Here is a 25,044-nt window from a genome sequence, read left to right on the forward strand (position 1 = left end):
CCAGCGTGACCCAGAACAGCGAACTCTCCGAGCGCACCGAGAGCACCGGAAACGGCACGGAACTCCCCGGTGTCGAGATCTCCCGGCGCCGCCTGCTGGGCACGGTCGGCGCCGCGGGCGCCGCCGGGCTCGCGCTCGGCGCCGCCGGTGGGGCCCTCGTGCAGTCCCAGGTGTCCGGGTCCGGGACGGTGGGCTCCGGCGGCGCTCCCAGCAGCCTCGGTGCCACCCGGGTCGCCTTCCACGGGGATCACCAGGCCGGCATCACCACGCCCCTCCAGGCCAAGGGGCACGTCCTCGCCTTCGACCTGGCGCCCGGTGCCGGGCGCACCGAGGCGGCCGCCCTGATGCGGCGCTGGTCCGAAACCGCGCGTCGGCTGACGGCGGGCGAGACCGCGCCGGTCGCCGACACCGGGATCGCCCTCGGCTCCGGCCCCTCCTCCCTCACGGTGACCTTCGGCTTCGGCCACTCCTTCTTCGAGCGCACCGGTCTCACCTCGCGCCGCCCCGCCGCCCTCGACCCTCTGCCGGAGTTCTCCGCCGACCGGCTCGATGCCCAGCGCAGCAACGGCGATCTTTGGGTACAGATCGGTTCCGACGACGCGCTGGTCGCCTTCCACGCGCTGCGCGCCCTGCAGAAGGACGCCGGAGAGGCGGCCCGGCCGCGCTGGCAGATGAACGGCTTCAACCGCTCTCCCGGCGCCACCGCCTCCCCCATGACGGCCCGCAACCTCATGGGCCAGGTCGACGGCACCAACAATCCGAAGCCCACCGAAGCCGACTTCGACCAGCGGATCTTCGTCCGGAACACGGTGCCCCCGGAGCACGCCTGGATGGTCGGGGGCTCGTACGCCGTCGTACGCCGCATCCGGATGCTCCTCGACTCCTGGGAGCAGCAGTCGCTCGCCCAGCAGGAACAGGTCATCGGCCGTACGAAGGCCACCGGCGCCCCGCTGACCGGGGGTGGCGAGACCACCGCCATGGCCCTCGACAAGATCGGCGCCAACGGAAGGCCGGTCATCCCCTCCAACGCGCACGCCCGGATCTCCGCGCCCGCGCAGAACGGCGGGGCGGCCATGCTCCGGCGCCCCTTCTCCTTCCACGACGGGATCGCCGCCGACGGAACCCCCGACGCGGGGCTGCTCTTCATCTGCTGGCAGGCCGACCCGTCCCGCGGTTTCGTCCCCGTCCAGCGCAAGCTCGACCGCGGCGACGCCCTGTCGGCCTTCATCCGGCACGAGTCGAGCGGCCTGTACGCGGTGCCGCCCGGCGCGCGCCCCGGGGAGTACGTGGGTCAGCGGCTGCTCGAAGGGTGAACAGCCCAGGTGACGTCCGGGTCCCGGCATTAGGCTGATCGCATGTCGGCCACCCGCTTCACCTATCTCGGTCCCGAAGGCACGTTCACCGAAGCCGCCCTTCGCACCCTCCCCGAAGCCGCGACCCGGGAGCTCGTCCCGATGGTTTCGGTCCCGGCCGCCCTGGATGCCGTGCGCAACGGCGAGGCTGCGGCGGCCTTGGTCCCGATCGAGAACTCGGTGGAGGGCGGGGTCACCTCGACCCTGGACGAGTTGGCGGCCGGCGTACCGCTGATGATCTACCGCGAGGTGCTGCTCCCCATCGCGTTCGCGCTGCTGGTGCGGCCCGGGACCGAGCTGTCGGACGTCAAGACCGTCACCGGGCACCCGGTCGCCCAGCCTCAGGTGCGCAACTGGCTGCGGTCGAACCTGCCCGACGCCCTGTGGGAGTCGGCGGCGTCCAATGCCGACGGGGCCCGGCTGGTCCAGGAGGGCCGCTTCGACGCCGCCTTCGCGGGCGAATTCGCGGCCGCCACCTACGGGCTGGTCCCGCTGGTCACCGAGATCCACGACGCGCAGAACGCGGAGACCCGCTTCGTGCTCGTCGGGCGTCCCGCCCGGCCGGCCGCACCGACCGGCGCCGACAAGACCTCCGTCGTGCTGTGGATGGGCGACGACCGCCCCGGCGCGCTGCTGGAGCTGCTGCAGGAGTTCGCCGTCCGCGGGGTGAACCTGATGCTGATCCAGTCCCGGCCCACGGGTGCGGGGATCGGCAACTACTGCTTCGCCGTCGACGCCGAAGGACACATCTCCGACCGCCGGGTCGGCGAGGCGCTCATGGGCCTCAAGCGCACGTGCCCCCAGATCCGGTTCCTCGGCTCGTACCCGCGCGCCGGTGTCGCCCAGGGTGACGTCCAGACCGCCCGGGCCGGCACCTCCGACGGCGACTTCACCGCGGCCTCGGACTGGCTGACGCGTTGCCTCGACGGGCGCCCCTGACACTCTGTCCACTGTCCACAGAGTTATCCACAGGTATCGATGCGGACCTGGGGACAAGTCGACAGAGCAACACGACAAGGTCGACAAATCGGTCGGGTGGCGCAGGTTTCGCGCTGACGAGCGGGAGGTGAACGGCGTCACCCCTGTATCACCGATCAACTCTTTGGGGCGAGTCATTCCCACCCGAATGAGTGTGTGAGGGTGGTTTGGGCCCTGATTGAGCCCGCTCGCTCCACAGTCGGGATTGATCTATTCCTGTGTCCACAGATCCGGCGCACAGCCTGTGGATAAGCCGGTCCCCTGGGGAATTCCTGTGGACAAGGAAGACCCTTCCCTCCTGCTCAGGGGCTGCCCGATCACAGCCGCCCTGCCCCTTTTCGGGGAATGGGGGCGGTTTATCGGCCCACGCGGAAGGGGCGCTTCCAACCTCCCGCCGGAAGTTTTCCATTCGCGGCAATTGGGACAAAGCGACACGCAGCGTGATATCGGTGCGACCCCTCGAAGCCCGGCCCGGTAGCCTGGAGGGGTGATTGACCTCCGGCTGCTCCGTGAAGACCCTGACCGTGTCCGCGCCTCGCAGCGCGCCCGTGGAGAGGACGTCGCCCTCGTCGACGCACTGCTCTCCGCAGACGAGCGCCGCAGGTCCTCCGGCATGCGATTCGACGAACTCCGCAACGAGCAGAAGTCGCTCGGCAAGCTCATCCCCAAGGCCTCTCCGGAGGAGCGGGCCGAGCTGCTGAAGAAGGCCGATCAGCTCAAGCAGGACGTCAAGGCCGCCGAGGCCGAGCAGAACGAGGCGGACGAAGCCGCCAAGCAGCTGCTCCTGCGGCTCGGCAACGTCGTGCACACGGACGTGCCCGTCGGCGGCGAGGAGGACTTCGTCGTCCTCGAGACGCACGGCACCATCCGCGACTTCGGCGCCGAGGGCTTCGAGCCGAAGGACCACCTCGAACTCGGCGAGTCCCTGGGCGCCATCGACGTCGAGCGCGGCGCCAAGGTCTCCGGTTCGCGCTTCTACTACCTCACCGGTATCGGCGCCCTGCTGGAGCTCGCCCTCGTCAACGCGGCCATCGCACAGGCCACCGAGGCCGGCTTCACCCCGATGCTCACCCCCGCGCTGGTCCGCCCGCGCGCCATGGAGGGCACCGGCTTCCTCGGCCAGGCCGCGGAGAACGTGTACCACCTGGAGGGCGACGACCTCTACCTGGTCGGCACCTCCGAGGTCCCGCTCGCGGCGTACCACATGGACGAGATCATCGACGCGGACAAGCTGCCGCTGCGCTACGCCGGCTTCTCCCCGTGCTTCCGCCGCGAGGCCGGTACGTACGGCAAGGACACCCGCGGCATCTTCCGCGTCCACCAGTTCGACAAGGTCGAGATGTTCTCGTACGTCGCGCCGGAGGAGGCCGAGGCCGAGCACCAGCGGCTCCTGGACTGGGAGAAGCAGTGGCTGACCAGCCTGGAGCTGCCGTTCCAGGTGATCGACGTCGCCACCGGCGACCTGGGCGCCTCCGCCTCGCGCAAGTTCGACTGCGAGGCGTGGATCCCCACCCAGGGCAAGTACCGCGAGCTGACCTCCGCCTCGAACTGTGACGGCTTCCAGGCCCGCCGCCTGTCGATCCGCTACCGCGACGGCAAGAAGACCGCTCCGCTGTCCACCCTGAACGGAACGCTGTGCGCGGTCCCGCGCACGATCGTCGCGATCCTGGAGAACCACCAGCAGGCCGACGGCACGGTCCGGGTTCCCCCGGTGCTCCGGCCCTACCTGGGCGGTCGGGAAATCCTGGAGCCGATCACCAAGTGAGCACGGCCCCGTTCCCGTACAAGCTCGTCGCGACCGACCTCGACGGGACGCTGCTGCGCGGCGACGACACCGTCTCGGAGCGGACGCGTGAGGCACTCCTCGCGGCCACCGCGGCGGGCGCAGCGCACATCATCGTCACCGGCCGCGCCGTGCCGTGGACCCGGCACGTCCTCGACGACCTCGGCTACAAGGGCATCGCGGTCTGCGGACAGGGCGCGCAGGTCTACGACGCGGGCGCGCACCGGCTGCTGACCTCGGTGACGCTGGACCGGAAGCTGGCCGCGCTGGCGCTGGAGAAGATCGAGGCCGAGGTGGGCCCGCTGGCGATCGCCGCCAGCCGGGACGGAGTCGAGGGCGAGGTGCTCTTCGGCCCCGGCTACCGGGTCCAGGAGGGCCTTCCCGCGCTCTACCTGGAGGACACCGCCGAGGTCTGGTCGGCTCCGCTGAACAAGCTGTACATCCAGCACCCCGAGCTGGACGAGGACGCTCTCGTCCAGGTGGCCCGGGATACCGTGGGCAGCCTGGTCGGCATCGTGATGGCCGGTCCGGGTGTCGTGGAGATCCTGCCGTTGGGGCTGAGCAAGGCCACCGGCCTCTCGCTGGCCGCGCGCCGGCTGGGAGTGAAGGCGGCCGAGACCATCGCCTTCGGCGACATGCCCAACGACATCCCGATGTTCGGCTGGGCCGCCCACGGCGTGGCCATGGCCAACGCGCACCCGGAGCTCAAGGCGGTGGCGGACGAGATCACCACCTCCAACGAGGAGGACGGCATCGCCCTGGTCCTGGAGCGTCTGCTGGGCGCCGCGTAACCAGCGGAAGACGAACGAAGGTCCGGAACGGCCCGCGCCGCGAGGCGCGCTCGAAGTGGCTGTTCCGGACCTTCTTTGTTGCTCCCCGCACGGCTCACTCTGCCCCTGCCGCACGCCTCGTACCAGTGAATTTCCGTGCGTCAGCCGTGGATCCGGCTCGGCTTGGGGTGCCGGGTCAGCGGCCAGGCGAGGAGGCCGACCGCCAGTGCGATGGCGTGGCCGAAGTCGGTGAAGGTGCCGCCGGAGACGAGCGGGAGTCCGAAGAAGGCCACCGAGCCGGCGAGGTAGAGCCAGCGCCAGGGGCCGGGCAGCCGGTACGTCAGCACCCCGACGGCGCTCGCGAGTCCGTAGCTGACACCGATGTCCACGACGTGGACCATGCTGCGCGGGGCGCGGTGGTCCTGGATGGCCGTCAGGACGAGCTTCTGGCTGATCAGCGTGGCCGTGATGTGTCCGGTCGCGATGACGAAGAGCCAGCGCAGGGTGCCGAGCCAGCGCTCGACGTTGGCCTGGAAGAGCTCGAAGAGGACGAAGTAGAGCGGGAGAGAGGCCGGATTCTCGATCCAGAACGCGCTGCTGAGGAGCGCCCGTACGGGGTGCCGGGCGAGCTCGTGGATATTGCTGCTGTTGCGGCGGAGCAGGACGTGTTCGAGATGGTCGGGCACGATCACGACCACGATGCTGGTGACCACGATGATCAGCAGCCAGATGTGAGTACCGGGCGCGGAGCGTATCCAGGCCCGTACTGGCCTGGACGGCTCGGGCTCCTGGTACTCGATCATGCCCCGATGATCTCGCGCAAAGCTGTGCCCCGCCTGGCCGGTGGGCCGGGCGGGGCACTGTTTCACGTGAAACATCCGGTACGGACGCCGCTGGGGCGCCGGCGCGGAGGTCCTACTCCTCGCCCGCCAGGGTCAGGCGGCGGAGCTTCTGTCCGGCGTAGAAGGTGGCCCCGACGGTGACCGCGACGAGCAGGATCACCGCGGTGGGCAGGCCGACGGTGGCGTCCACGTATCCCTCGCCCGCGACCTTCTGCGCGAGGGCCAGCGACCACTGCTGGACGCTGAGGGTCTTGGCTCCGTCGACGAGGCTGCCGAAGAGCGACTCCCAGATCAGGGCGTAGACCAGGCCGAAGACGACCGCGTGCCGGCTGACGGTGCCCAGCAGCAGGAACAGGGCGCTGTAGGCGACCGAGGCGACGAGGGCGGCGACGGTGTAGGCGACGGCGATCTGCTGGCCGTTGCCGTTGAGGATGAAGCCGGCGATCAGGGTGGGGATCGCGGAGAAGACCATGGTGACGGCGATCGCGACGGTCAGCTTCGTCAGGATGATCGTCGGGCGCTTCACCGGCTTCGAGAGCAGGTAGACGATCGAGCCGTCGTCGATCTCCGGGCCGATGGCGCCGGTGCCGGCGATGACGCCGATCAGCGGGACCATCGTGGCCAGGGCGAAGCCGCCGAGGAGGTCGGCGGCGACCTTGTCGTCGAGGCCCGTGAAGGCGCGCACGGCGATGGAGATGGCGATCAGCAGAACGGGCAGCGCGCAGAGGATCAGCGCGCGGCGGCGGCCGAGCAGGGCCCGGTAGGTGAGCCGGGCAACGGTGGGGTTGTACATGGATGCCAGCTCCTTCAGGCCGCGACGAGGTAGGAGAAGACCGACTCGAGGGACTCGTCGGAAGGCGAGACCGTCAGCAGCCGGATGCCGTGCTCGCGGGCGACCCGCGGCAACAGCTCGGTGAAGCGCCCGAAGTCGACGGCCTGGATGCGCAGGGCGCCTTCCTTGAGATCGACCTCGATCCCGGCGGTGGACGGGTCGGCGATCAGGGCCGCGGCGAGGACCCGGTCGTCGGAGGAGCGGACGAGGTAGCGGTGCGGGCGGTCCGTCATCAGGCGGCGGATCTTGCGGAAGTCGCCGGAGGCGGCGTGCCGGCCGGCGACGACCACCTCGATGTGGGAGGCGAGCTGTTCGACCTCCTCCAGGATGTGCGAGGAGAAGAGCACGGTACGGCCGTCGTCGCCCATCCGCCGCAGCAGCTCCATGAGCTGCATGCGCTGGCGCGGGTCCATGCCGTTGAAGGGCTCGTCGAGCAGGAGCACGGAGGGGTCGTGGACCAGGGCGGAGGCCATCTTCACGCGCTGGCGCATGCCCTTGGAGTACGTGGAGATCTTGCGGTCCTGGGCGTACTCCATCTCGACCGTGGCCAGGGCCCGCTGGGCGGCCGCCTCGTCGAGGCCGTGCAGTTCGGCGTTGGCGACGACGAACTCCTTGCCGGTGAGGAAGTCGTACATGGCCTCGCGCTCGGGCACGACGCCGATCTGCTTGTAGACCTGCTCGTTCTGCCAGATCGCCGTGCCGTCGAGGGTGACGGTGCCCGTGGAGGGGGCGAGGAAGCCGCCCATCATGTTGATGAGGGTGGACTTGCCGGCGCCGTTGGGGCCGAGCAGGCCGGTGACGCCGGGACCGATGCGCATGGTCACGTCGTTGACGGCGACGACGTTCCCGAACCAGCGGGAGGTGTGGTCGATGTCGATGATGCTCACAGCCCGGCCTTCCGGTAGCGGGCCATCAGGGCGGCGTAGGAGCCGGCGATGAGGCCGAGGATGACGAGCAGGTAGACGAAGCCGACGGCACCCGAGGGGCCCTCGCTGCCGGGGAAGCCGGAGTCGGCGCCGAGGAAGGCGGTCTGCAGGCCGTCGATGAGGCTCATCGGGGAGAACAGGCCCAGCCACTCGATGCCCCCGGTCGAGCCGGTCTCGTAGGCGATGGCCTGGACGGCGGACACGGCGCCGTAGGGGATGAGGAGCACGGCGATGATGGCGGCGACGCCGAAGCCGCGGCGCGGGGTGAGCGCGGCCATGACCAGGCCGAGGCCGGAGAAGAGCAGCGACAGAAGCAGTACCGACACCAGTGCCTGCCCGAATCCCTTGGTCTGGTCGGCGAAGTCGAACTTCGCCAGGAGCGCGCCGATCCACATGATCAGCAGCGGGGTGGCGGTGAGGATGAACAGGGCCGAGGCCATGGCCGCGAACTTGGCCACGACGTAGTCGACGCGTTCGATCGGCCGCGAGAAGTAGAGCGGCACCGTCTTGAAGCGCAGGTCCCGCGAGACCGACTGCGGTGCCTGGGAGGCCAGGTAGAGGTAGACGATCACCTGGGTGGTCATGGCGTACGTCGTGTACTTGATCGGCAGGGCGGTGGAGCCGGGCACGGTGATGGCGACCGCGACGAGGATCAGCGCGGGGACGCACATCACCGCGAAGAGCAGCATCGGCAGCACCTTGGACTTGGCCGAGCGGCCGAGACCGTAGGCGCCGCGCAGGGACTGTGCGAACAGCGACTTGCGGGCGTAGGCGCGGCCGAGCCGGGGACCGTCGTAGGACCGGTAGCCGATGTTGTGGATCTGGGTCGAGGTGTCAGGCGCCATCGGAACCGGCTCCCTTCTGCTGGGTGGTCGCCCAGGCGGTGGCCTGGGCGGACTGGGCTGCGAACTGCTCGGCCCGGGCGGCCGCCGCGTCGCTGTCGCGGAAGACCTCCGCGATGTGGTGGCGGCGCTGTTCCATGCGGACCAGGCCGATGCCGAGATCGGCGACCGTGTCGCGGACGGTGTCGTACGTGGCCTCGCCGGTGGCCTCGACGAGGAGGATGTGGCCGGCTCCGGGCAGGCCTTCCTCCTCTCCCGCGTGCAGCGTCACGCCCGCCTCCGTGAGCGCCTTGCGCAGGGCGGCGGTGCCGTCCGGGTGGGCGTCGGAGTCGGTGACCTCGACCGCGAGGGTCGTCGTGGTCTGGGTGAAGTCGCTGGTGGAGCTGGAGCGCAGCAGTTTGCCGCCGTCGACGACCACGACGTGGTCGCAGGTCCGCTCCAGCTCGCCGAGCAGGTGGGAGGTGACCAGGACCGAGATGCCGAAGTCGGTGTAGACGCGGCGGATCAGGCCCAGCATCTCGTCGCGGCCGACCGGGTCGAGGCCGTTGGTGGGCTCGTCGAGGAGCACCAGTTGCGGGTCGTGGACGAGCGCCTGGGCGAGCTTGACGCGCTGCTTCATGCCGGTGGAGTAGCCGCCGATGGGGCGGTAGCGCTCCTCGTACAGCCCCACGTGGCGCAGGGTGTCCGCGGTGCGCTCACGGGCGGCGGTCGGCGGGAGCCCGGACATGCGCGCCATGTGCACGACGAACTCGGTGGCCGAGACGTCCGGGGGCAGGCAGTCGTGTTCGGGCATGTAGCCGACGCGCTCGCGGATCGCGCTGCCATGGGTGGCTACGTCGAGTCCGAGCACGGCGGCGGTGCCCTCGGTGGCGGGGGAGAGTCCCAGCAGAATCTTGATCAGCGTGGACTTGCCGGCTCCGTTGGCGCCCACGAGCCCGGTTACTCCGGGCCCGATGTCCAAGGAGAGCCGGTCGAGGGCGGTCACTCGGGGGTACCGCTTGCTCAGGCTTTCGGTCGCGATGACAGTCACGAGAACGACGTTAGTGGCGTGCGGGGCCCGGATCGTCAGACCTGGAGCTCGATCCTTTCTCCGCCTTCAGGACTACGGACCCCGACATAAGACTGACGTAGGGCTGATGCGTACCGGACAACTTTGTCCACAGGTCCGTGCACGGGCCTTGACGTGACCTCCGGTCATTGTCACATTCATCAGTGTCAAGTTACGGGCGCGTACGGCTACATGGACGGACGGCTGGCATGGCTGGGGACACCAGGCAACGCACGAAGCGACGCACCACGGAGCTCTCCGCCGAGCTGCGCGGGTTCAAAGAGGTGCAGCGCCTCTCCTACGAGTGCGCCGAGGCCGTCGCGGCGCAGCTGCGCCCCGGCGTGACCGAGCGCGAGGCCGCGCGGATGCAGCGCGAGTGGCTGCGCGAGCGCGGTGTGCGGGACTGGTTCCACATGCCGTTCGCGTGGTTCGGCGACCGGACGGCCTTCACCGGCTTCAAGATCCCCCTGCAGTTCTTCCCGACCAACCGGGCCCTGGAGCCGGGGATGCCGTTCATCCTCGACATGGCCCCGGTCTACAAGGGCCACACCGCGGACATCGGGTACTCGGGCAGCCTCGGCCTGAACCCGGTGCAGGACCGGCTCATGTCCGACCTTCAGGCGCACCGCACGCTGATCCTCGACCAGGTGCGCGAGCGCCGCTCCCTGCGGGACATCTACGAGGAGGTGGAGCGGCTGATGATCGCCCAGGGGTACTCGAACCGGCACCGGGCCTACCCCTTCGGGGTCATCGCGCACAAGATAGACCGGGTCAAGGAGCGGAGCTGGGCACCGACCGCGTTCGGGTTCGGCACCCAGGCCCTGAAGGGGCTGGCCTCCGATGCCCTGCGCGGCCACCGCGAGGGCTGGTCCCCGCTGTGGAGCCCCTACCGCTTCTCCGACCACCCGCCCCAGCCCGGCCTGTGGGCGGTGGAACCACACCTGGGCTTCCGGGGCACCGGCGCGAAGTTCGAGGAGATCCTGGTCGTCACCGACTCCCGGGACCCCGAGGAGAGCGCGTACTGGCTGGACGACGATCTGCCGCACGTGCGGCGCTGGGCTGAGGAGAAGGCGGCATGAGCGCAATGACGGACGCGGGCCTGGCGGGCGCGCGCGAGCGCTGGGTGAGCACCGGCGGGGTCGAGCTGTGCGTCGTCGAACTCGGCGACGCGGCCCGGCCGACCGTGGTGCTGGTCCACGGGTATCCGGACAGCAAGGAGGTCTGGTCCCAGGTCGCCGAGCGGCTGGCCTCCCGGTTCCACGTCGTGCTCTACGACGTACGGGGCCACGGGCGCTCCACCGCCCCGCAGCCGCTGCGCGGCGGGTTCACCCTGGAGAAGCTGACCGACGACTTCCTCGCGGTCGTGGACGCGGTCAGCCCGGACCGCCCCGTCCACCTGGTCGGCCACGACTGGGGCTCCGTACAGGGCTGGGAGTTCGCGACGGTCGCCCGTACCGAGGGCCGGATCGCCTCCTTCACCTCGATGTCGGGGCCCTCCCTCGACCACTTCGGGCACTGGATCAAGAAGCGGATGGCGCGGCCCACCCCGCGCCGGGCGGCCCAGCTGCTGAACCAGGGCGCCAAGTCCTGGTACGTCTACATGCTGCACACCCCCGTGCTGCCGGAGCTCGCCTGGCGCGGGCCCCTCGGCAAGCAGTGGCCGAAGATCCTCCAGCGCGTGGAGCGGATCCCGGCCGGGGACTACCCGACGGCCTCGCTGCCTTCCGACGCCGCGCACGGCGCCTGGCTCTACCGGGACAACATCCGGGCCCGGCTGCGCCGGCCGCGCGCCGACGCGTACGCCCACGTACCGGTGCAGCTGATCACCCCCACCGGGGACGCCTTCCTCTCCGAGCGGCTCTACGACGAGCTGGAGCTGTGGGCACCGGACCTGGTGCGGCGCACCCTGCCGGCCAAGCACTGGGTGCCGCGGACCCGGCCCGACCAGCTGGCCGGGTGGATCGGCGAGTTCGTCACCTCCCGCGAGGAGCCCGCCACGCGGGCGCCGGAGCAGAAGGCCCCCGGCAGGTACGCGGACCGCTTCGGCGGCCAGCTGGTCCTGGTCACCGGAGCCGCCAGCGGTATCGGCCGGGCCACCGCCTTCGCGTTCGCCGAGGCCGGCGCCCGTGTGGTGTGCGTGGACCGGGACGCCGACGGCGCTGCCCGCACCGCCGACATGGCGCGGCTGGTCGGCTCGCCGCAGGCCTGGGGCGAGTGCGTCGACGTCAGCGACGAGCAGGCCATGGAGAAGCTCGCCGCGAAGGTCGCCTCCGAGTACGGAATCGTGGACGTCCTGGTCAACAACGCCGGAATCGGTCTGTCGGGGCCGTTCCTGGACACGAGCGCCGAGGACTGGAAGAAGGTCCTCGACGTCAATCTGTGGGGCGTCATCCACGGCTGCCGGCTCTTCGGCAAGCAGATGGCCGAGCGCGGCCAGGGCGGGCACATAGTCAACACCGCCTCCGCCGCCGCCTACCTGCCGTCCAGGACGCTGCCCGCGTACAGCACGTCCAAGGCGGCGGTGCTGATGCTCAGCGAGTGCCTGCGGGCCGAACTGGCCTCGAAGTCGATCGGGGTGTCGGCGATCTGCCCCGGCATCGTCAACACCAACATCACCGCCACCTCGCGGTTCGCCGGAGTGGACGAGGCCGAGGAGAAGCGGCGTCAGCAGAAGTCCTCCCGGCTCTACGGGCTGCGCAACTTCCCCCCGGAGAAGGTAGCGGACGCGATCCTGCTCGCGGTCGTGAAGAACCAGGCCGTGGTCCCCGTGACCCCCGAGTCCAAGGGCGCCCTGTGGATGTCCCGGTTCGCACCGGGGACCCTGCGGCGGTTCGCGAAACTGGAGCCCAAGCTGTGAGCGGGGCGGTCGCGGGCAGGGCTGCCCCGTACGCGATCGCGCCGCGCCGGGTGGCCTTCGACTGGAAGGCCACCCCGCTGCACTGGATACCGGGCGAACCCACCGCCACCCACGTCATCAACGTGCTGCACCTGCTGCTGCCGGCCGGTGAGCGGTGGTTCGTGAAGGTCTTCAAAGAGGGCCTGCCCCTGGTCACGGACCCGAAGCTGCGCAGCGAGGTGAAGGGGTTCATGGGCCAGGAGGCCACGCACAGCGTGCAGCACTCCTACGTCCTGGACCACCTCGCCGAACAGCGCCTGCCCACCGAGGCGTACACGAGGTACGTGGACTTCCTCTTCGAGAAGCTGCTCGGGGAGACCCCGCCGTTCGGTGCCCCGGTCACTGCGCAGGAGTGGCTGCGCTTCCGGCTCTCGCTGGTCGCCGCGATCGAGCAGTTCACGGCGGTCCTCGGGGACTGGGTGCTCGGCGCCGAGGGGCTGGACGCGGCCGGAGCGGACGAGGTCATGCTCGATCTGCTGCGCTGGCACGGCGCGGAGGAGGTGGAGCACCGCTCCGTCGCCTTCGACATGTACCAGCACTGCGGCGGCTCGGGCCTGCCCCGCTACGCCCGGCGCATCGAGGGCATGGCCGTGGTCGCGCCGGTCATGGGCTGGCTGTGGATCGCGGGGGCCTCGTACCTCCTGCGCAACGACCCCGAACTGCGCGGACGGAGGCGTTATTCGCTGCGCGAGCACAACCGGGCCGTGGCCAAGGGTCTGCTGCCCACTTGGAGAGAGCTCGGCATGGCCATACCCCGCTACCTGCGGCGGTCGTACCATCCCTCGCAGGAGGGCTCGCTGCGCAGGGCGGTCGAGTACCTCGCGGCTTCACCTGCCGCCCGGTCCGCTGCGGGCGCGGTCGGTCGAGCCGCCATGTCGTAGGGAGCCGGGATTGTCCGAGCAGGCAGTAGCCGAGTACCGGATCGAGGATCTGGCGCACCACAGCGGTGCGACCGTCCGTACGATCCGGGCGTACCAGGACCGCGGTCTGCTGCCGAAGCCGGAGCGGCGAGGCCGTTCCAATGTCTACCGGGACACGCATCTGGCGCGGCTGCGCCAGATCGCCGACCTGCTGGACCGCGGCTACACCCTGGCCTCCATCAAGGAACTGCTGGAGGCCTGGGACGCGGGCCGCGGGCTCGGCGGGGTCCTGGGCCTGGTGGCCGAGGTGCACGGGCCGTGGACGGACGAGGAGGCGGCCCGGATAAGCCGGGACGAGCTGAACGAGCGGTTCGGCGGCAAGCCCGACGACGAAGCGGTCGGCGAGGCGTGCGAGCTGGGCGTGCTGGAGCGGATCCCGGGGCGCCCGGACCAGTTCCTCGTACCGTCCCCGCAGGAGCTGTCCGTGGCCGCCGAGCTGTACGCCGCCGGGGTTCCGCTGCCCGCGATCACCGGCCATCTGCGGGAGTTGCGCGGCCACGTGGAGCTCATCGCCTCGCGCTTCCTGGAGTTCACCACGGAGCACGTCTTCGCCCGGTACCTGGGGGCCCTCCCCCCGACGGACTCCGACGCCGCAGAGGCGGCGACGATGGTACGCAGGCTGCGGCCCCTGGCCCAGCAGACCGTGGACGCGGAACTGGCGCGGGCGATGCGCCTCTTCGCGACCCGGCACCTGCAGCAGCACCTCGGGGCCGTCAAAACCCCGCAGCCGTCCGGGCCGGCCCCGGTGGCACTGCCCGCGGAGACCGTACGGGCAGTGCAGGAGCTGGTGGGGCCCGACCATGTGGCGGAGTTCGTCCGGGCCGCCACGGAACGGGAGTTGCAGGCCCGGACCATGAACGATCTGGCCAGCCGCGGCGGCCGGTAGTGCTCGCTCAGTAGTCCACAGGCCGGATCGCGCTTTTGTCACCGAAACCGGCGCAAAGGGCTGTGGACAAGTCCTACCGACCTGTGGGGAACCCGCCCCGGAGAGTCAGACGACGGCCTGGTACGCCGATCCGGGAGCGCTGCTTTCGGCCACCAGGCCGATGGTGCCGGTAGTGCCGGTAGTGCCGGCCGCAACGACGGTTCCGGTCGTGGCGACGGTTCCGGTCGTGGCGACGGTGCCGGTGGCGCTCGTGGCGCCGGCCGCGTCGGCTGCTGCTGCCCCGCGGGTGCTCCCGTAGAGCACGGCCGCGAGGCCCAGGCCGAGGATCCCCCCGACGAGCTGGGCGGCGACGAACCCCGGCAGCGACTGCGGGGCGATGCCGGTGAAGGAGTCGCTGAAGCTGCGCCCGATGGTGCCGGCCGGGTTCGCGAAGGACCCGGAGGAGGTGAACCAGATCGCGGCGGCGATGTAGGCGGCGACCGCGGCCGGGATCAGCTTCGGCCGGCCGATGCGGCCGAGGCCCTGGATCACCAGGACCAGTCCGGCCGTGGCCACGACCTCCCCGACGAGGAGGTGTCCGCCGTCGCGGACCTGCGTGGAGAAGGCTCCGGGGACACGGCCGAACATCGCTTCCGCGAGGACGGCGCCGCCTATCGCGCCGGCGGTCTGGGCCGCCACGTAGACCGCGGCCTCCCGGCCTCCGAGTCCTTCACCGCCGCTGCGCCGCCCCCACCAGGCGGTGAGGGTGACCACCGGGTTGAGGTGGGCGCCCGAGAGCGGCCCGAAGAGCGTGATGATCAGCCCCAGCCCGATGGCCGAGGCGAGCGAGTTGGCGACCAGGGCCACGCCCGTGTCGGAGGTGAGTGCTGCGGCTTGGATTCCCGATCCGATGACGACCACGAGGAGGGCGGCGGTGCCGATGAGCTCGGCGGTCGCACGCCGCGACAGAGACGCACTGTTTGTCATACTTTTCTTCCCCTTGAGTGGCAGTTCAGCGGAAAATGTATTCCGTATCTTGGAAACGCGATAGGGGGAGTCCAGGTTCGGGAGAGCGGTGAAAATTCGCTGCGCGGGACCCCGCCGAGCCGTCACGCTGGGCCGATGGATGACAAGCGCACCGTCAAGGTGTCCAAATACGTCTCGAAACACCTCCGCCATCAGCCGGAACGCATCGGACTGGTGCTCGACCCGCACGGCTGGGTGGAGATCGACGATCTTCTCGGCGCCGCGGCCGCCCACGGCTTCCCCATCAGTCGCGCCGAGCTCGACCACGTTGTCGCCGCCAACGACAAGCAGCGGTTCGCCGTCGACGGCAGCCGGATCCGCGCCAGCCAGGGGCACACCGTCCCCGTGGACCTGGGGCTGCCGGAGGCCGAACCGCCCGCGTACCTCTACCACGGCACCGTCGCCGCCTCCCTGGACGCGATCCGCAATGAGGGACTGCGCCCGATGGCCCGCCACCACGTCCACCTCTCCCCGGACCGGGAGACCGCGACCCGCGTCGGCGCACGGCGCGGTCGCCCGGTCGTCCTCGCCGTGGACGCGGGGGCGATGCGCGCCGCGGGGCACGTCTTTCGGATCAGTGCCAATGGGGTGTGGCTGGTGGACTCCGTGCCGCCGCAATTCCTGCGGTTCCGATAGCCCGGAGAATCCCGGTGGATGCAACGGAGATGCCCGGGAGGAGCCGGGGAGAAGATCCGGAGAAGCCCCGCAGACACCGGAATTCACCGAGGGATTGTCAGATCATCCCCCTACTCTGTTCCTCACTCCGGGATCTGTGAGGGGGGTACCTCGCGGTCGCCGAACAACCCGTACCACCACGCGAGGTGACGCCCCATGATGTCCGATGAACCTCATCCGAACACCTTCCAGGTCGACCTGCGCGGCCTGGTCGACCTCCTCTCCCACCACCTCTACTCCAGCCCCCGCGTGTATGTCCGCGAGCTCCTCCAGAACGCCGTCGACGCCGTCACCGCCCGCCACGCCCTGGACCCCGAAGCCGAGATCTCCATCCGCCTGTCGGCGACCGGCAACCGGGTGACCATCGAGGACAGCGGCATCGGCCTGACCGCTGGCGAAGCCCACTCCCTCCTCGCCACCATCGGCCGCAGCTCCAAGCGCGGGGGCCCGCACGGCCTGGAGACCACCCGCCAGGAGTTCCTCGGCCAGTTCGGCATCGGCCTGCTCGCCTGCTTCGTCGTCGCCCGCCAGATCCGCGTGGTCACCCGCTCCGCCCGCGACCCCCAGGCCGCGCCCGTCGAATGGCTGGCCACGGACGACGGCTCGTACACCGTCCGCGAGCTGCCCTCCGACGCCCGCCCGGAACCCGGCACCACCGTGGTCCTGGAGGCCCGCCCCGGCGCCGAGGAGTGGACCGTCCCGGCGAAGGTCGAGCAGCTGGCCCGCGACTACGGCTCCCTGCTGCCCTACGACATCACCTTCGACGACGGCTCCGCCGCCGGGCCCCGCCCGGTCACCGACCGGCCCGCCATCTGGGACCGGCCCTTCCCCACCCCGGCGGCCCGCCGCGTGGCACTCGCCGGGCACTGCACGGAGCTCTTCGGTTTCACGCCGCTCGACAGCATCGACCTCGACCTGCCCGTGGCCGGAGTGCGCGGCGTCGCGTACGTCCTGCCCGAGCCGACCAGCCCCGCCCACCGGTCCGGACACCGCGTCCACCTCAAGGGCATGCTGCTGACCGACAAGGCCGACAACCTGCTGCCCGACTGGGCGTTCTTCGTCCGTGCCGTGCTGGACACCGACACCCTGCGGCCCACCGCCTCCCGCGAGAACCTGTACGACGACGAGACCCTGGCCGCCGTGCGCGAGGCCCTCGGCGCCCGCGTCCGCGCCTGGCTCGCCGAGCTCGCCACCAGCGAACCCGAGCGGCTGGCCGCCTTCCTGGGCGTCCACCACCTCGGAGTGAAGTCGCTGGCGCGGCACGACGCCGAGCTGCTCGGACTGATGCTGCCCTGGCTGCCGTTCGAGACCAGCGACGGCTCGATGAACCTGGAGGAGTTCGCCGCCGGGCACACCGAGATCCACTTCACCCGGACCGTGGAGGAGTTCCGCCAGATCGCCCCGATCGCGGCGGCCCACGGCCTCGGAGTCATCAACGCCGGCTACACCTACGACGCCGACCTGCTGGCCCTGCTGCCCGCCGTACGCCCGGAGCTCAAGGTCACCGAGCTCGACGCGGGAGCCGTCACCGAGCGCCTCGATCCGGTCCCGACCTCCGCCGAGCTGGCCCTGGCCCCCTTCCTGGCCACCGCCCGGACCCGGCTGGAACCCCAGAGCTGCGACGTGGTCCTGCGCGCCTTCCAGCCCGCCGCCGTCCCCGCGCTCTACCTCGACGACCGCCAGGCCCGGCAGGAGCGCGACCGCACCGCCGCCCTGGAGACCGCCGACTCGCTGTGGAGCGGCATCCTCGGTTCGCTGCGCGGCTCCGCTCCGCGCGCCCGCCTCGTGCTCAACCACAACAACCCGCTCATCCGGCGGATCGCCGCCCTCCCCGACGAGGCCCTGACCGCCACCGCCGTCGAATCGCTGTACGGACAGGCCCTGCTGAGGTCGCAGCGACCGCTGCGCGCGGCCGACACCACCCTGCTCAACCGGGCCTTCCTCGGACTCCTGGAATGGGCGACGCACCCCGTCACCAGCACGGACAGTACGGACGGCACCGATGCCCAGGAGGAGCAGAAGTGAGCACGATGACGCGCGAGGAGATCGAGCGCGGGCTGGCCGAGAACCGCCGGGCTCCGGGCGGGACCGCACGCAACGCGCACGCCGAGGAGCTGTCCGCCGCCGCAGAGGCGACCGGGGACCGCCCGCTGTTCCGTGCGGCACTGGACAACCTGATCAACGCCTACCTCTACAGCTCCGAGTCGCCGAAGATGCTCGTCCCCTTCGCCCGGCTGCTCCAGGAGTACGACAAGGACCAGGGCGCCTTCGACGAGTGGGACGCCCACTCGCTGTTCTGGCAGTTCAAGTGGATCGCCAGCGCCATCGGCCACTCTCCCGAAATCCCGCTGGAGTCGGCCGCCGGCTGGCTCGACGAGATGGAGCGCCGCTACCGGATCGCCGGCTACAGCGAGCGTCCCGTGCGGGAGGCCGAGCTGTGGCTCGCCGACGCGACCGGAGACGACGAGCGGGCGGGACGCGCGTACGCGCGCTGGCAGGCAGCCGACCGCGACGACATGAGCGACTGCCACGCCTGCGAACTCAACAGCCAGGGCCAGTACGCCGTACTGCGCGGCGACGACACCGGGGCCCTGGGGGTCTGGCAGCCGGTCCTGTCCGGCGAGCAGACCTGCGCCGAGGAGCCCCACCGGGTCCTGGCCGCCTCGCTGCTGCCGCTGGTGCGGATCGGCCGGTTCGAGGAGGCACGCTCGGCCCATCTGCGCGGATACCGGCTCGCCCGCGACAAGGAGAGCCTGCTGCCCTCGGTGGGACGGCACATCGAGTTCTGCGCGCTCACCGGTAACGAGTCCCGCGGCCTGGAGATCCTTGCCGAGCACGCGGCGCACGTGGCCCCGCTCGCCAACCTCTCCGACCGGCTGGCCTTCCACGGCGGAATCCTCGTCCTCCTGCGCCGGCTGACGGAGCTGGGCCACGGACAGAGTCCCGCCGTCCCCTACGAGGGCAGGCCGCACACCGTGTCCGAGCTCTACGAGGTGCTGCGCGCGGGCTCGCTCGCCGTCGCCCGGCGGTTCGACGCGCGCAACGGCTCCACCCGGGTCTCGGAGCGGTTCCTCGCCCGGATCGACGCGGCCCCGCTGGCCGCGGTCCTGCCCCTGGGCGTACGCAGCTCCGCGCTCGCGGCGCTCCCGCAGCCGGGCCCCGCCCCGGTGCCCAGGGCGGCGGTCCCGGCCCAAGGCTTCGCGGAACTCGTGGCACGGGCCCGGGAGGCACGCGACCTCGGGCACCCCGGCGCGGACGCCCTCTGGGAGCAGGTGGCCCTGCGCCCCGAGGCGGCGGCCGGGTCCGATCCGCTGGTCGCCGCCGATCTGGCGGACCACCGGGCCCTGGCGGCCGCTCGGGCCGGCGCCGGCGACGCCGCGGGACTGCTGGCCGGCGTACGCGAGCGCTACCGGGAGCTGGGGCTCGCGGAACGCGCCGCCCTGGCAGAGCTGCGGCTGGCGACCGTGGCCGCGCAGTCGGGCACCGAGCCGGGGGAGCTGCGCGCGCTGCTGGCCGTCGCCCTGCGCGCCGCCGAGGCGCTGGACGCGGACGACCCGCTGCGGACCCGGCGGATCGCGCTCGCGGAGCTGACCGGGATCCGGGTGGAGTCGTACCTGCGCTCGGTCGAGGCCTCCACGGACCCCGAACACGGGCACGGCGACGGGCACGGCGACGGGCACGGGCACGATCCGGAGCACGGACACGGACACGGGCGCGGTCACGGTCACGGCGAGCTGGCCGCCGAACTCGCCGCCTTCGCCGATGCCTACGGCGCGGCCCTGCCCGACGTGGTGGCGGAGGCCGAGGAGATGCTGGGCCGCCTCGCCCTCTCGCAGGGCGACCCGGAACGTGCCGTGACCCTGCTCGCCGGATCCGCCGACCGCTCGGTGGCAGCGGGCCGGCCGTGGCTCGCCGTCGACCCGCTCGTGCTGCGCGCCGGCGTGCTGATGTCGCTGGACCGGACTGCGGAGGCCGAGGAGGCGGCCCGAGCCGGCCTGACGCACGCCGCAGAGGTGACCGACGCCGAGGCACAGGGCGTCGTACGGCTCACCCTCGCCGACATCCTGTGGGCGCGCGGCGAGGCGGACGCGGAGGCCGCTCGGCACGCTCTGGACGCAGCTCACTGGTTCGACCAGGCCGGGCTCACCGCCGACGGCGGGGCCCAGGCGCGGCTGCTGCTCGCCCGGTGCCACGCCCGTGAGGGCCACACCGCCGAGGCGGCCGAGGTGCTGCAGTCGACGCTGCCGGACCTGCTGGAGCACGGTGAGGGCCAGGCCGTCTCCGCACGGGAGTTCCTGGGCGACCTGCTGCGCGAACTGCACGATCCCCGGGGCGCGGCCGAGCAGTACCTGCTGGCGGCCGAGCTCGCCGAGGACTGGGAGGATCCGCGTCCGCAGGCGAACTTCGCCCAGGCTGCCGCCGATCAGCTCTCCGAGGCGCAGCTGGTGCCGGAGGCCGTCGCCGCGTACGAGCGGGCCCTGGACCTGCGCCGGCGCTCGAAGGACGCACCGGTCTCCGAGGTGCGGATCCTGCGGTCGCTGGCCTGGCTGGGGCTGCGCGAAGAGGTCACGGACGCGGGGGTGGAAGCGGCCAGGGCCCGGATGGGCGAGGCGGCCGAGGTGCTGACCGCTGCGCTGGCACAGGCTCCCGAAGACCCCGGGGCACGGGCCGAACTGGCCGAGACCTGGAACCAGCTCGCCCAGGTCCTCGACCGCCGGGTCCGCGCCGGCGAGGAGGCGCAAGAGGAAGACCAGGACAGCGGGGACGGCGGGGGCGACGGGGAAGCCCGGGACGACGGCGACCGCGGGGAAGCGGAAGAGCCGGAGGAGAGCCGGGGTTCAAGGCCCGCCGAAGGGCTGAACGCCGCGGAGCTGGAGGCGCTGCGGCTGGAGGAGATCCTGCTGTGGGAGCGGGCCGCCGCCCTCTACGCGGAGCTCGGCCCGGAGCATCTGCAGGCCCGGTTCCAGTGTGTGAACAACGCCGCCTGGACCGAGCACGAGCTGGGCCGGCCCGAAGCCGGCGCCGCCCGGGTCTCGGCACTGGCGGCCGAGGTACGCGCACTGCCCGAGGGGGTGGCCCCGGAATGGCTCCTGGAGAGCGCCGAACGGACCACGGAGCACCTGCTGCGCACCTCGTCCTGAGGAGGCGCGCTGCCGTCGCTCCGAATCCCGGGGCGACGGCGGCGGCACGGCAGCGATTCAGCTCATTCCACCCGTCTCAGCCCACCCGTCTCAGCCCAGCTGGGCGAGCGCCTCGGTGGCGATCCGCTCGAAGACGCCCTGGTCGGCGGCGAAGTCGGAGTCGGGGATCGGCCAGTGGATCACGAGCTCGGTGAATCCGAGCTCCTGGTGGCGGCCGGCGAAGTCGACGAAGGCCGCCACGGACTCCAGCGGCCGCCCCCGGTCCGGGGTGAAGCCGGTGAGCAGGACCTTGTCCAGTTCGGCCGTGTCCCGGCCGGTCTCCGCGCACGCCTTGCCGAGCTTCTCGATCTGGCCGCGCAGGGCCTGGACCGACTGCTCCGGGGTGCCCTCGTCGAAGATCTTCGGGTCGCCTGTGGTCACCCACGCCTGCCCGTACTTCGCGGCGAGCTTCAGGCCGCGCGGGCCGGTCGCGGCGACGGCGAAGGGCAGTCGGGGGCGCTGGACGCACCCGGGGATGTTGAAGGCCTCCTCCGCCGAGTAGAACGTGCCCCGCTGCGAGACGGAGTCCTCGGTGAGCAGCCGGTCGAGCAGCGGCAGGAACTCACCGAACCGGTCGGCGCGCTCCTTGGGGGTCCACGGCTGTTCCTGGCCGAGCACGGTGGCGTCGAAGCCGTTGCCGCCGGCGCCGATGCCGAGCGTGATCCGTCCGCCGGAGACGTCGTCGAGGGAGATCAGCTCCTTGGCGAGCGTCACCGGGTGGCGGAAGTTCGGCGAGGTGACGAGCGTGCCGAGACGCATCCTCTGCGTGGCGGTCGCGGCGGCCGTCAGCGTCGGCAGGGCGCCGAACCACGGCCCGTTGCGGAAGGTCCGCCAGGACAGGTGGTCATAGGTGTAGGCGGCGTGGAACCCCAGCTCCTCGGCACGCTGCCACGTGGCGCGGCCTCCCTCGTGCCAGCGGTCGACGGGCAGGATCACGGTGCTCAGGCGCAGGCTCATGCCCCCGAGCCTACGTCCGCCCCGCAGTGGGTCGTCGGCATCCCCGGCGACACGGCCGGATCGATGCCGTACCAGAGGCCGTCAGGACCAGAGGCCGTCAGGTCCCGTGCTGGGCCTCGCTCCGCCACAGGGCGAGCAGGAAGGCGGAGTAGGGGCGGGCCGGAGGCGCGGTGCTGCATGCCCGGGCCAGGGCGTCGGCCGCGCCGGCCAGGACCTCACCCACCAGCACCGGTTCGCGCTCCGGGTGGTGCGTGCCCGCCCGTTCGCACACCGTGCACAAGGCCATCGCCAGGATCGCGACCCACTTGGCGTGCGGGCCGCCACACGCGTCGCAATCCGCCGCGCGAGCTGAAGGGATGAGCACGTCGCCCCCGTGTGAGGTCGGAACCGGCACCGAGCCGGCAGCGCGAACGGCAGCGGAACCGGCGAGGAGATCCTTCCACCGCCCACTGACAACCATGTCGCGATGTTTCACGTGAAACATCGCCGGCCGTCGGCATGGGCGAAGATGGAGCCGTGACCTCGGCTCCCCAGCGCCCGGACGGGCCAACCCCCGCGACCCGGCTCATCGCCACCGACCTCGACGGCACCCTGCTGCGCGACGACAAATCCGTCTCGGAGCGCACCGTCGCCGCCCTCGCCGCCGCCGAGGAGGCCGGCATCGCGGTGTTCTTCGTGACCGGACGCCCGGCCCGCTGGATGGGGGTGGTCAGCGACCACGTCCAGGGCCACGGCCTGGCCATCTGCGCGAACGGCGCCGCCGTCGTCGACCTGCATGCCCTCGACCGGCACGCCCCCGACCAGCGGCCCACGGGCCGCGAGTTCGTCCAGGTCAGGCCGCTGCCCCGGATCGCGGCACTCAAGGTGGTGGAGGCCCTGCGGGGCGCCGCCCCCGGCACCTCCTTCGCCGTCGAGCTGACCACCGGCATCAACTACGAGCCCCAGTACCCGCCGTTCTTCCAGGACCCCGGCGCCAATGTCGCCACCGCCGAGGAGCTGCTCCACGAGGCCACGGACGACGATTCGGCGCCCGTGCTCAAGGTGCTCGCGCACCACTCCGAGCTGGCGCCGGACGAGTTCCTGGCTTTGGCCCGCTCCGTCGCCGGCGGGTTCGCCTCGATCACCCGATCCAGCCCGACCTCGCTGCTGGAGATCAGCGGCCCCGGGGTCTCCAAGGCGAGCACCCTGGCTCTGTGCTGCGAGGAGCGCGGCATCTCCCCGGCCGAGGTGGTCGCCTTCGGCGATATGCCGAACGACGTGGAGATGCTCGGCTGGGCCGGCACCTCGTACGCGATGGGCAATGCCCATCCGGATGTGATCGCGGCGGCGTCGGGCCGTACGGTCGCCAACAACGAGGACGGCGTGGCCCTGGTCATCGAGCGCATCCTGGCCGAGCGGACCGCCCGCACCGAGGCGTAGCCCGCAACCGAGGCGCAACTACAGCGGGGCCTCCCACACCAGGGTGGTCCCGCCCCCGTCCTCGCCGAGGCCGGGGCCGTACGAGCTGGATCCGCCGAGCGATTCGGCCCGCCGGCGCAGGTTCCGCAATCCGCTGCGCCGCCCGCCCTCGGGGATGCCCACTCCGTCGTCCGAGACCTCCAGCCGGACCCCGGGCCGCCCGTCGGCCAGGCTGATGGTGGAATCCAGCACGACCTCGATCCGGGACGCCTCCGAGTGCCGGAACGCGTTCGACAACGCCTCGCGCAGGGCGGCGATCAGGTTCTTGCCGACGAGCTCGCCGACGACCGCGTCGATGGGTCCGAGGAAGCGGTGCGCGGGCTTGAACCCCAGCGGCACGGCAGCCATGTTGATCTCCCGCAGTACCCGGGTGCGCAGTCCCGAGGGGGCCTCCGCCGGTCCCTGCTGGAGCGCGAAGATCGCGGTGCGGATCTCCTGGATCGTCACGTCGAGCTCGTCCACGGCCTTGCCGACACCCTCGCGGACCTCCGGGACGACGGAGCGGCGCTGGGCACCCTCCAGCATCATCCCGGTGGCGAAGAGCCGCTGGATGACCAGGTCGTGCAGGTCGCGGGCGATCCGGTCGCGGTCCTCGAACACGGCGAGGCGCTCCCGGTCCCGCTGCGCCTCCGCCATCATCAGCGCCAGGGCCGCCTGGGAGGCGAACTGCGTGGCCAGGGTCCGCTCCGCCTCGGTGAACGGGCGCTTTCCGCGCGCCCGCGGCGTGACGAGGGCGCCCAGCACCCGGCCCCCGCTCTGCAGCGGAAGCATCATGCAGGCGCCGTACTGGCTGGTCAGGCGGCTGATCATGCGCGGGTCCGAGGCGGCGTCGTCCACGAAGACCGGCTCGCCCTCCAGCAACCGGGCCACCACCGGGCTCTCGGCCGGGATGACGACGCCGAGGGAAGTCGCCGGGTTCTCCGCGGAGACGGCGACGATCTCCATCCCGCCCTCCTCGGCCGGCAGCATCACGATCCCGGCGGCCGAATCGGCGAGCCGGCGGGCCTGTTCGGCGACGACCACGAGCGCGTCGTCCGCGTCCCCGCCCGACAGCAGGGCCGTGGTGACGGCGACCGAGCCGTCGATCCAGCGCTCGCGCTGGGTGGCGGCCTCGTAGAGCCGGGCGTTGCCGATGGCGATGCCCGCCTCGGTCGCCAGCACCCGGACCATGTGGACGTCGTAGTCGTTGAATTCGCCGCCGCCGTTCTTCTCCGCCAGGTAGAGGTTCCCGAAGATCTCTCCCTGGACCCGGATCGGAACGCCGAGGAAGGTCTTCATCGGCGGGTGATGGGCGGGGAAGCCCGCGGAGCGCCGGTCCTTGGTCAGGTCGGCGAGGCGGACCGGGTCGGGGTTCGCGATCAACGCGCCCAGCAGGCCGCGCTTTCCGTCGGGGCGGTGCCCGATCTTCTTCGCCAGGGCGTCGCTGATGCCGAAGGTGACGAAGTCGGAGAGCCCCCGGCCCTCGGTGTCGACGACGCCGATGGCCGCGTAGCGCGCGCCCGCGAGCTCGGCGGTCGTCTCGCAGATCCGGTCCAGCGTGGAGTGCAGTTCGAGGCCGGTACCGACCGACCGCATGGCCTCCAGGAGTTGCGGCACCCGGGCCGTGAGCTCGGTGGACAGCCCCTGGAGACTCCGGGTCGCGGCGGTCGCGGCCTCCATCGGATCGGACGATTCCGGTGAGGACTCCGGCGGGT

The 25,044-nt window shown here is 71.6% G+C and carries 20 protein-coding genes and 1 pseudogene; 12 read left to right on the top strand and 9 right to left on the bottom strand.

Annotation, left to right across the window (positions count from 1 at the left end; translation table 11 throughout):
* Positions 1–77 precede the first annotated feature (77 nt).
* The 4 genes from efeB (at position 78) to ABZY57_RS00170 (ending at position 4,904) form a co-directional block, all read left to right on the top strand.
* Positions 78–1,313: an iron uptake transporter deferrochelatase/peroxidase subunit gene (gene efeB / locus ABZY57_RS00155; protein ID WP_356506802.1), complete on the top strand. Its 1,236-nt coding sequence runs from the start codon at positions 78–80 to the stop codon at positions 1,311–1,313.
* 42 nt (positions 1,314–1,355) lie between these two features.
* A complete protein-coding gene (pheA, locus tag ABZY57_RS00160; protein ID WP_356506549.1) occupies positions 1,356–2,291 on the top strand; it encodes a prephenate dehydratase in 936 nt (311 codons plus the stop codon).
* A gap of 526 nt (positions 2,292–2,817) precedes the next feature.
* Positions 2,818–4,095 carry a serine--tRNA ligase gene (gene serS / locus ABZY57_RS00165; RefSeq protein WP_356506550.1) on the top strand — a complete coding sequence of 426 codons (1,278 nt, stop codon included), beginning with the start codon at positions 2,818–2,820 and terminating at the stop codon, positions 4,093–4,095.
* A complete protein-coding gene (locus tag ABZY57_RS00170; RefSeq protein ID WP_356506552.1) occupies positions 4,092–4,904 on the top strand; it encodes an HAD family hydrolase in 813 nt (270 codons plus the stop codon). The genes serS and ABZY57_RS00170 overlap by 4 nt, the downstream gene beginning before the upstream one ends.
* 140 nt (positions 4,905–5,044) lie before the next feature.
* Here the strand turns inward: ABZY57_RS00170 and ABZY57_RS00175 are convergent, their stop codons facing one another.
* The 5 genes from ABZY57_RS00175 to ABZY57_RS00195 all read right to left on the bottom strand — a co-directional run bounded on the left by ABZY57_RS00175 (position 5,045) and on the right by ABZY57_RS00195 (position 9,355).
* On the bottom strand, positions 5,045–5,686 hold the full coding sequence (locus ABZY57_RS00175) for a rhomboid-like protein (RefSeq protein WP_356506554.1): 642 nt from the start codon (positions 5,684–5,686) through the stop codon (positions 5,045–5,047).
* Between the two features lie 112 nt (positions 5,687–5,798).
* Complete coding sequence (locus tag ABZY57_RS00180) at positions 5,799–6,518, bottom strand: ABC transporter permease subunit (RefSeq protein ID WP_250738572.1); 720 nt, start codon at positions 6,516–6,518, stop codon at positions 5,799–5,801.
* A 14-nt stretch (positions 6,519–6,532) separates the two neighbouring features.
* Positions 6,533–7,444, bottom strand: a complete 912-nt coding sequence (locus ABZY57_RS00185; protein WP_356506556.1) for an ABC transporter ATP-binding protein — start codon at positions 7,442–7,444, stop codon at positions 6,533–6,535.
* A complete protein-coding gene (locus tag ABZY57_RS00190) occupies positions 7,441–8,328 on the bottom strand; it encodes an ABC transporter permease (protein WP_356506558.1) in 888 nt (295 codons plus the stop codon). Before ABZY57_RS00190 ends, ABZY57_RS00185 begins: the two co-directional genes overlap by 4 nt.
* Positions 8,318–9,355 (bottom strand): ABC transporter ATP-binding protein, encoded by a 1,038-nt coding sequence (locus ABZY57_RS00195; RefSeq protein ID WP_356506559.1) that lies wholly within the window; start codon positions 9,353–9,355, stop codon positions 8,318–8,320. The genes ABZY57_RS00190 and ABZY57_RS00195 overlap by 11 nt, the downstream gene beginning before the upstream one ends.
* A 227-nt stretch (positions 9,356–9,582) precedes the next feature.
* Here ABZY57_RS00195 and ABZY57_RS00200 point away from each other — a divergent pair, with 227 nt between their 5' ends.
* From ABZY57_RS00200 to ABZY57_RS00215, 4 genes are read left to right on the top strand one after another with little or no spacing between them, the layout of a single operon-like run.
* Positions 9,583–10,452 carry a M24 family metallopeptidase gene (locus tag ABZY57_RS00200; RefSeq protein WP_356506561.1) on the top strand — a complete coding sequence of 290 codons (870 nt, stop codon included), beginning with the start codon at positions 9,583–9,585 and terminating at the stop codon, positions 10,450–10,452.
* Between the two features lie 5 nt (positions 10,453–10,457).
* A complete protein-coding gene (locus ABZY57_RS00205; RefSeq protein WP_356506804.1) occupies positions 10,458–12,230 on the top strand; it encodes an SDR family oxidoreductase in 1,773 nt (590 codons plus the stop codon).
* Positions 12,227–13,150 (top strand): metal-dependent hydrolase, encoded by a 924-nt coding sequence (locus ABZY57_RS00210; protein WP_356506563.1) that lies wholly within the window; start codon positions 12,227–12,229, stop codon positions 13,148–13,150. Before ABZY57_RS00205 ends, ABZY57_RS00210 begins: the two co-directional genes overlap by 4 nt.
* A gap of 10 nt (positions 13,151–13,160) precedes the next feature.
* Entirely contained in the window at positions 13,161–14,075 is a 915-nt protein-coding gene (locus ABZY57_RS00215; protein ID WP_356506565.1) for a MerR family transcriptional regulator, read from the top strand.
* Between the two features lie 291 nt (positions 14,076–14,366).
* Here the strand turns inward: ABZY57_RS00215 and ABZY57_RS00220 are convergent.
* Positions 14,367–15,041 (bottom strand): annotated as a pseudogene (locus ABZY57_RS00220) (aquaporin); the annotation flags it as partial.
* A gap of 135 nt (positions 15,042–15,176) precedes the next feature.
* On the opposite strand from ABZY57_RS00220, the gene ABZY57_RS00225 reads away from it, so the two are divergent.
* From ABZY57_RS00225 to ABZY57_RS00235, 3 genes are all read left to right on the top strand, one after another.
* On the top strand, positions 15,177–15,716 hold the full coding sequence (locus tag ABZY57_RS00225) for an RNA 2'-phosphotransferase (protein ID WP_356506566.1): 540 nt from the start codon (positions 15,177–15,179) through the stop codon (positions 15,714–15,716).
* A 198-nt stretch (positions 15,717–15,914) separates the two neighbouring features.
* Positions 15,915–17,780 (top strand): HSP90 family protein, encoded by a 1,866-nt coding sequence (locus tag ABZY57_RS00230; RefSeq protein ID WP_356506568.1) that lies wholly within the window; start codon positions 15,915–15,917, stop codon positions 17,778–17,780.
* Positions 17,777–20,896, top strand: a complete 3,120-nt coding sequence (locus tag ABZY57_RS00235; protein ID WP_356506570.1) for a tetratricopeptide repeat protein — start codon at positions 17,777–17,779, stop codon at positions 20,894–20,896. The genes ABZY57_RS00230 and ABZY57_RS00235 overlap by 4 nt, the downstream gene beginning before the upstream one ends.
* Before the next feature lie 90 nt (positions 20,897–20,986).
* Here ABZY57_RS00235 and ABZY57_RS00240 read toward each other — a convergent pair whose 3' ends face one another.
* Both ABZY57_RS00240 and ABZY57_RS00245 read right to left on the bottom strand, forming a co-directional pair.
* Positions 20,987–21,892, bottom strand: a complete 906-nt coding sequence (locus tag ABZY57_RS00240) for an LLM class flavin-dependent oxidoreductase (protein WP_356506572.1) — start codon at positions 21,890–21,892, stop codon at positions 20,987–20,989.
* A gap of 97 nt (positions 21,893–21,989) precedes the next feature.
* The gene (locus ABZY57_RS00245) at positions 21,990–22,178 is read right to left on the bottom strand and encodes a hypothetical protein (protein WP_356506574.1); all 189 of its coding nucleotides are present in this window, start codon (positions 22,176–22,178) and stop codon (positions 21,990–21,992) included.
* Positions 22,179–22,390: 212 nt separating this feature from the next.
* On the opposite strand from ABZY57_RS00245, the gene ABZY57_RS00250 reads away from it, so the two are divergent.
* A complete protein-coding gene (locus tag ABZY57_RS00250; protein ID WP_356506576.1) occupies positions 22,391–23,311 on the top strand; it encodes an HAD-IIB family hydrolase in 921 nt (306 codons plus the stop codon).
* 18 nt (positions 23,312–23,329) lie between these two features.
* Here the strand turns inward: ABZY57_RS00250 and ABZY57_RS00255 are convergent, their stop codons facing one another.
* Positions 23,330–25,009: a GAF domain-containing protein gene (locus tag ABZY57_RS00255; RefSeq protein ID WP_356506806.1), complete on the bottom strand. Its 1,680-nt coding sequence runs from the start codon at positions 25,007–25,009 to the stop codon at positions 23,330–23,332.
* Positions 25,010–25,044 lie beyond the last annotated feature (35 nt).

The organism is Streptomyces sp. NPDC006450, from assembly GCF_040612195.1.
Classification (GTDB): Bacteria; Actinomycetota; Actinomycetes; order Streptomycetales; family Streptomycetaceae; genus Streptomyces.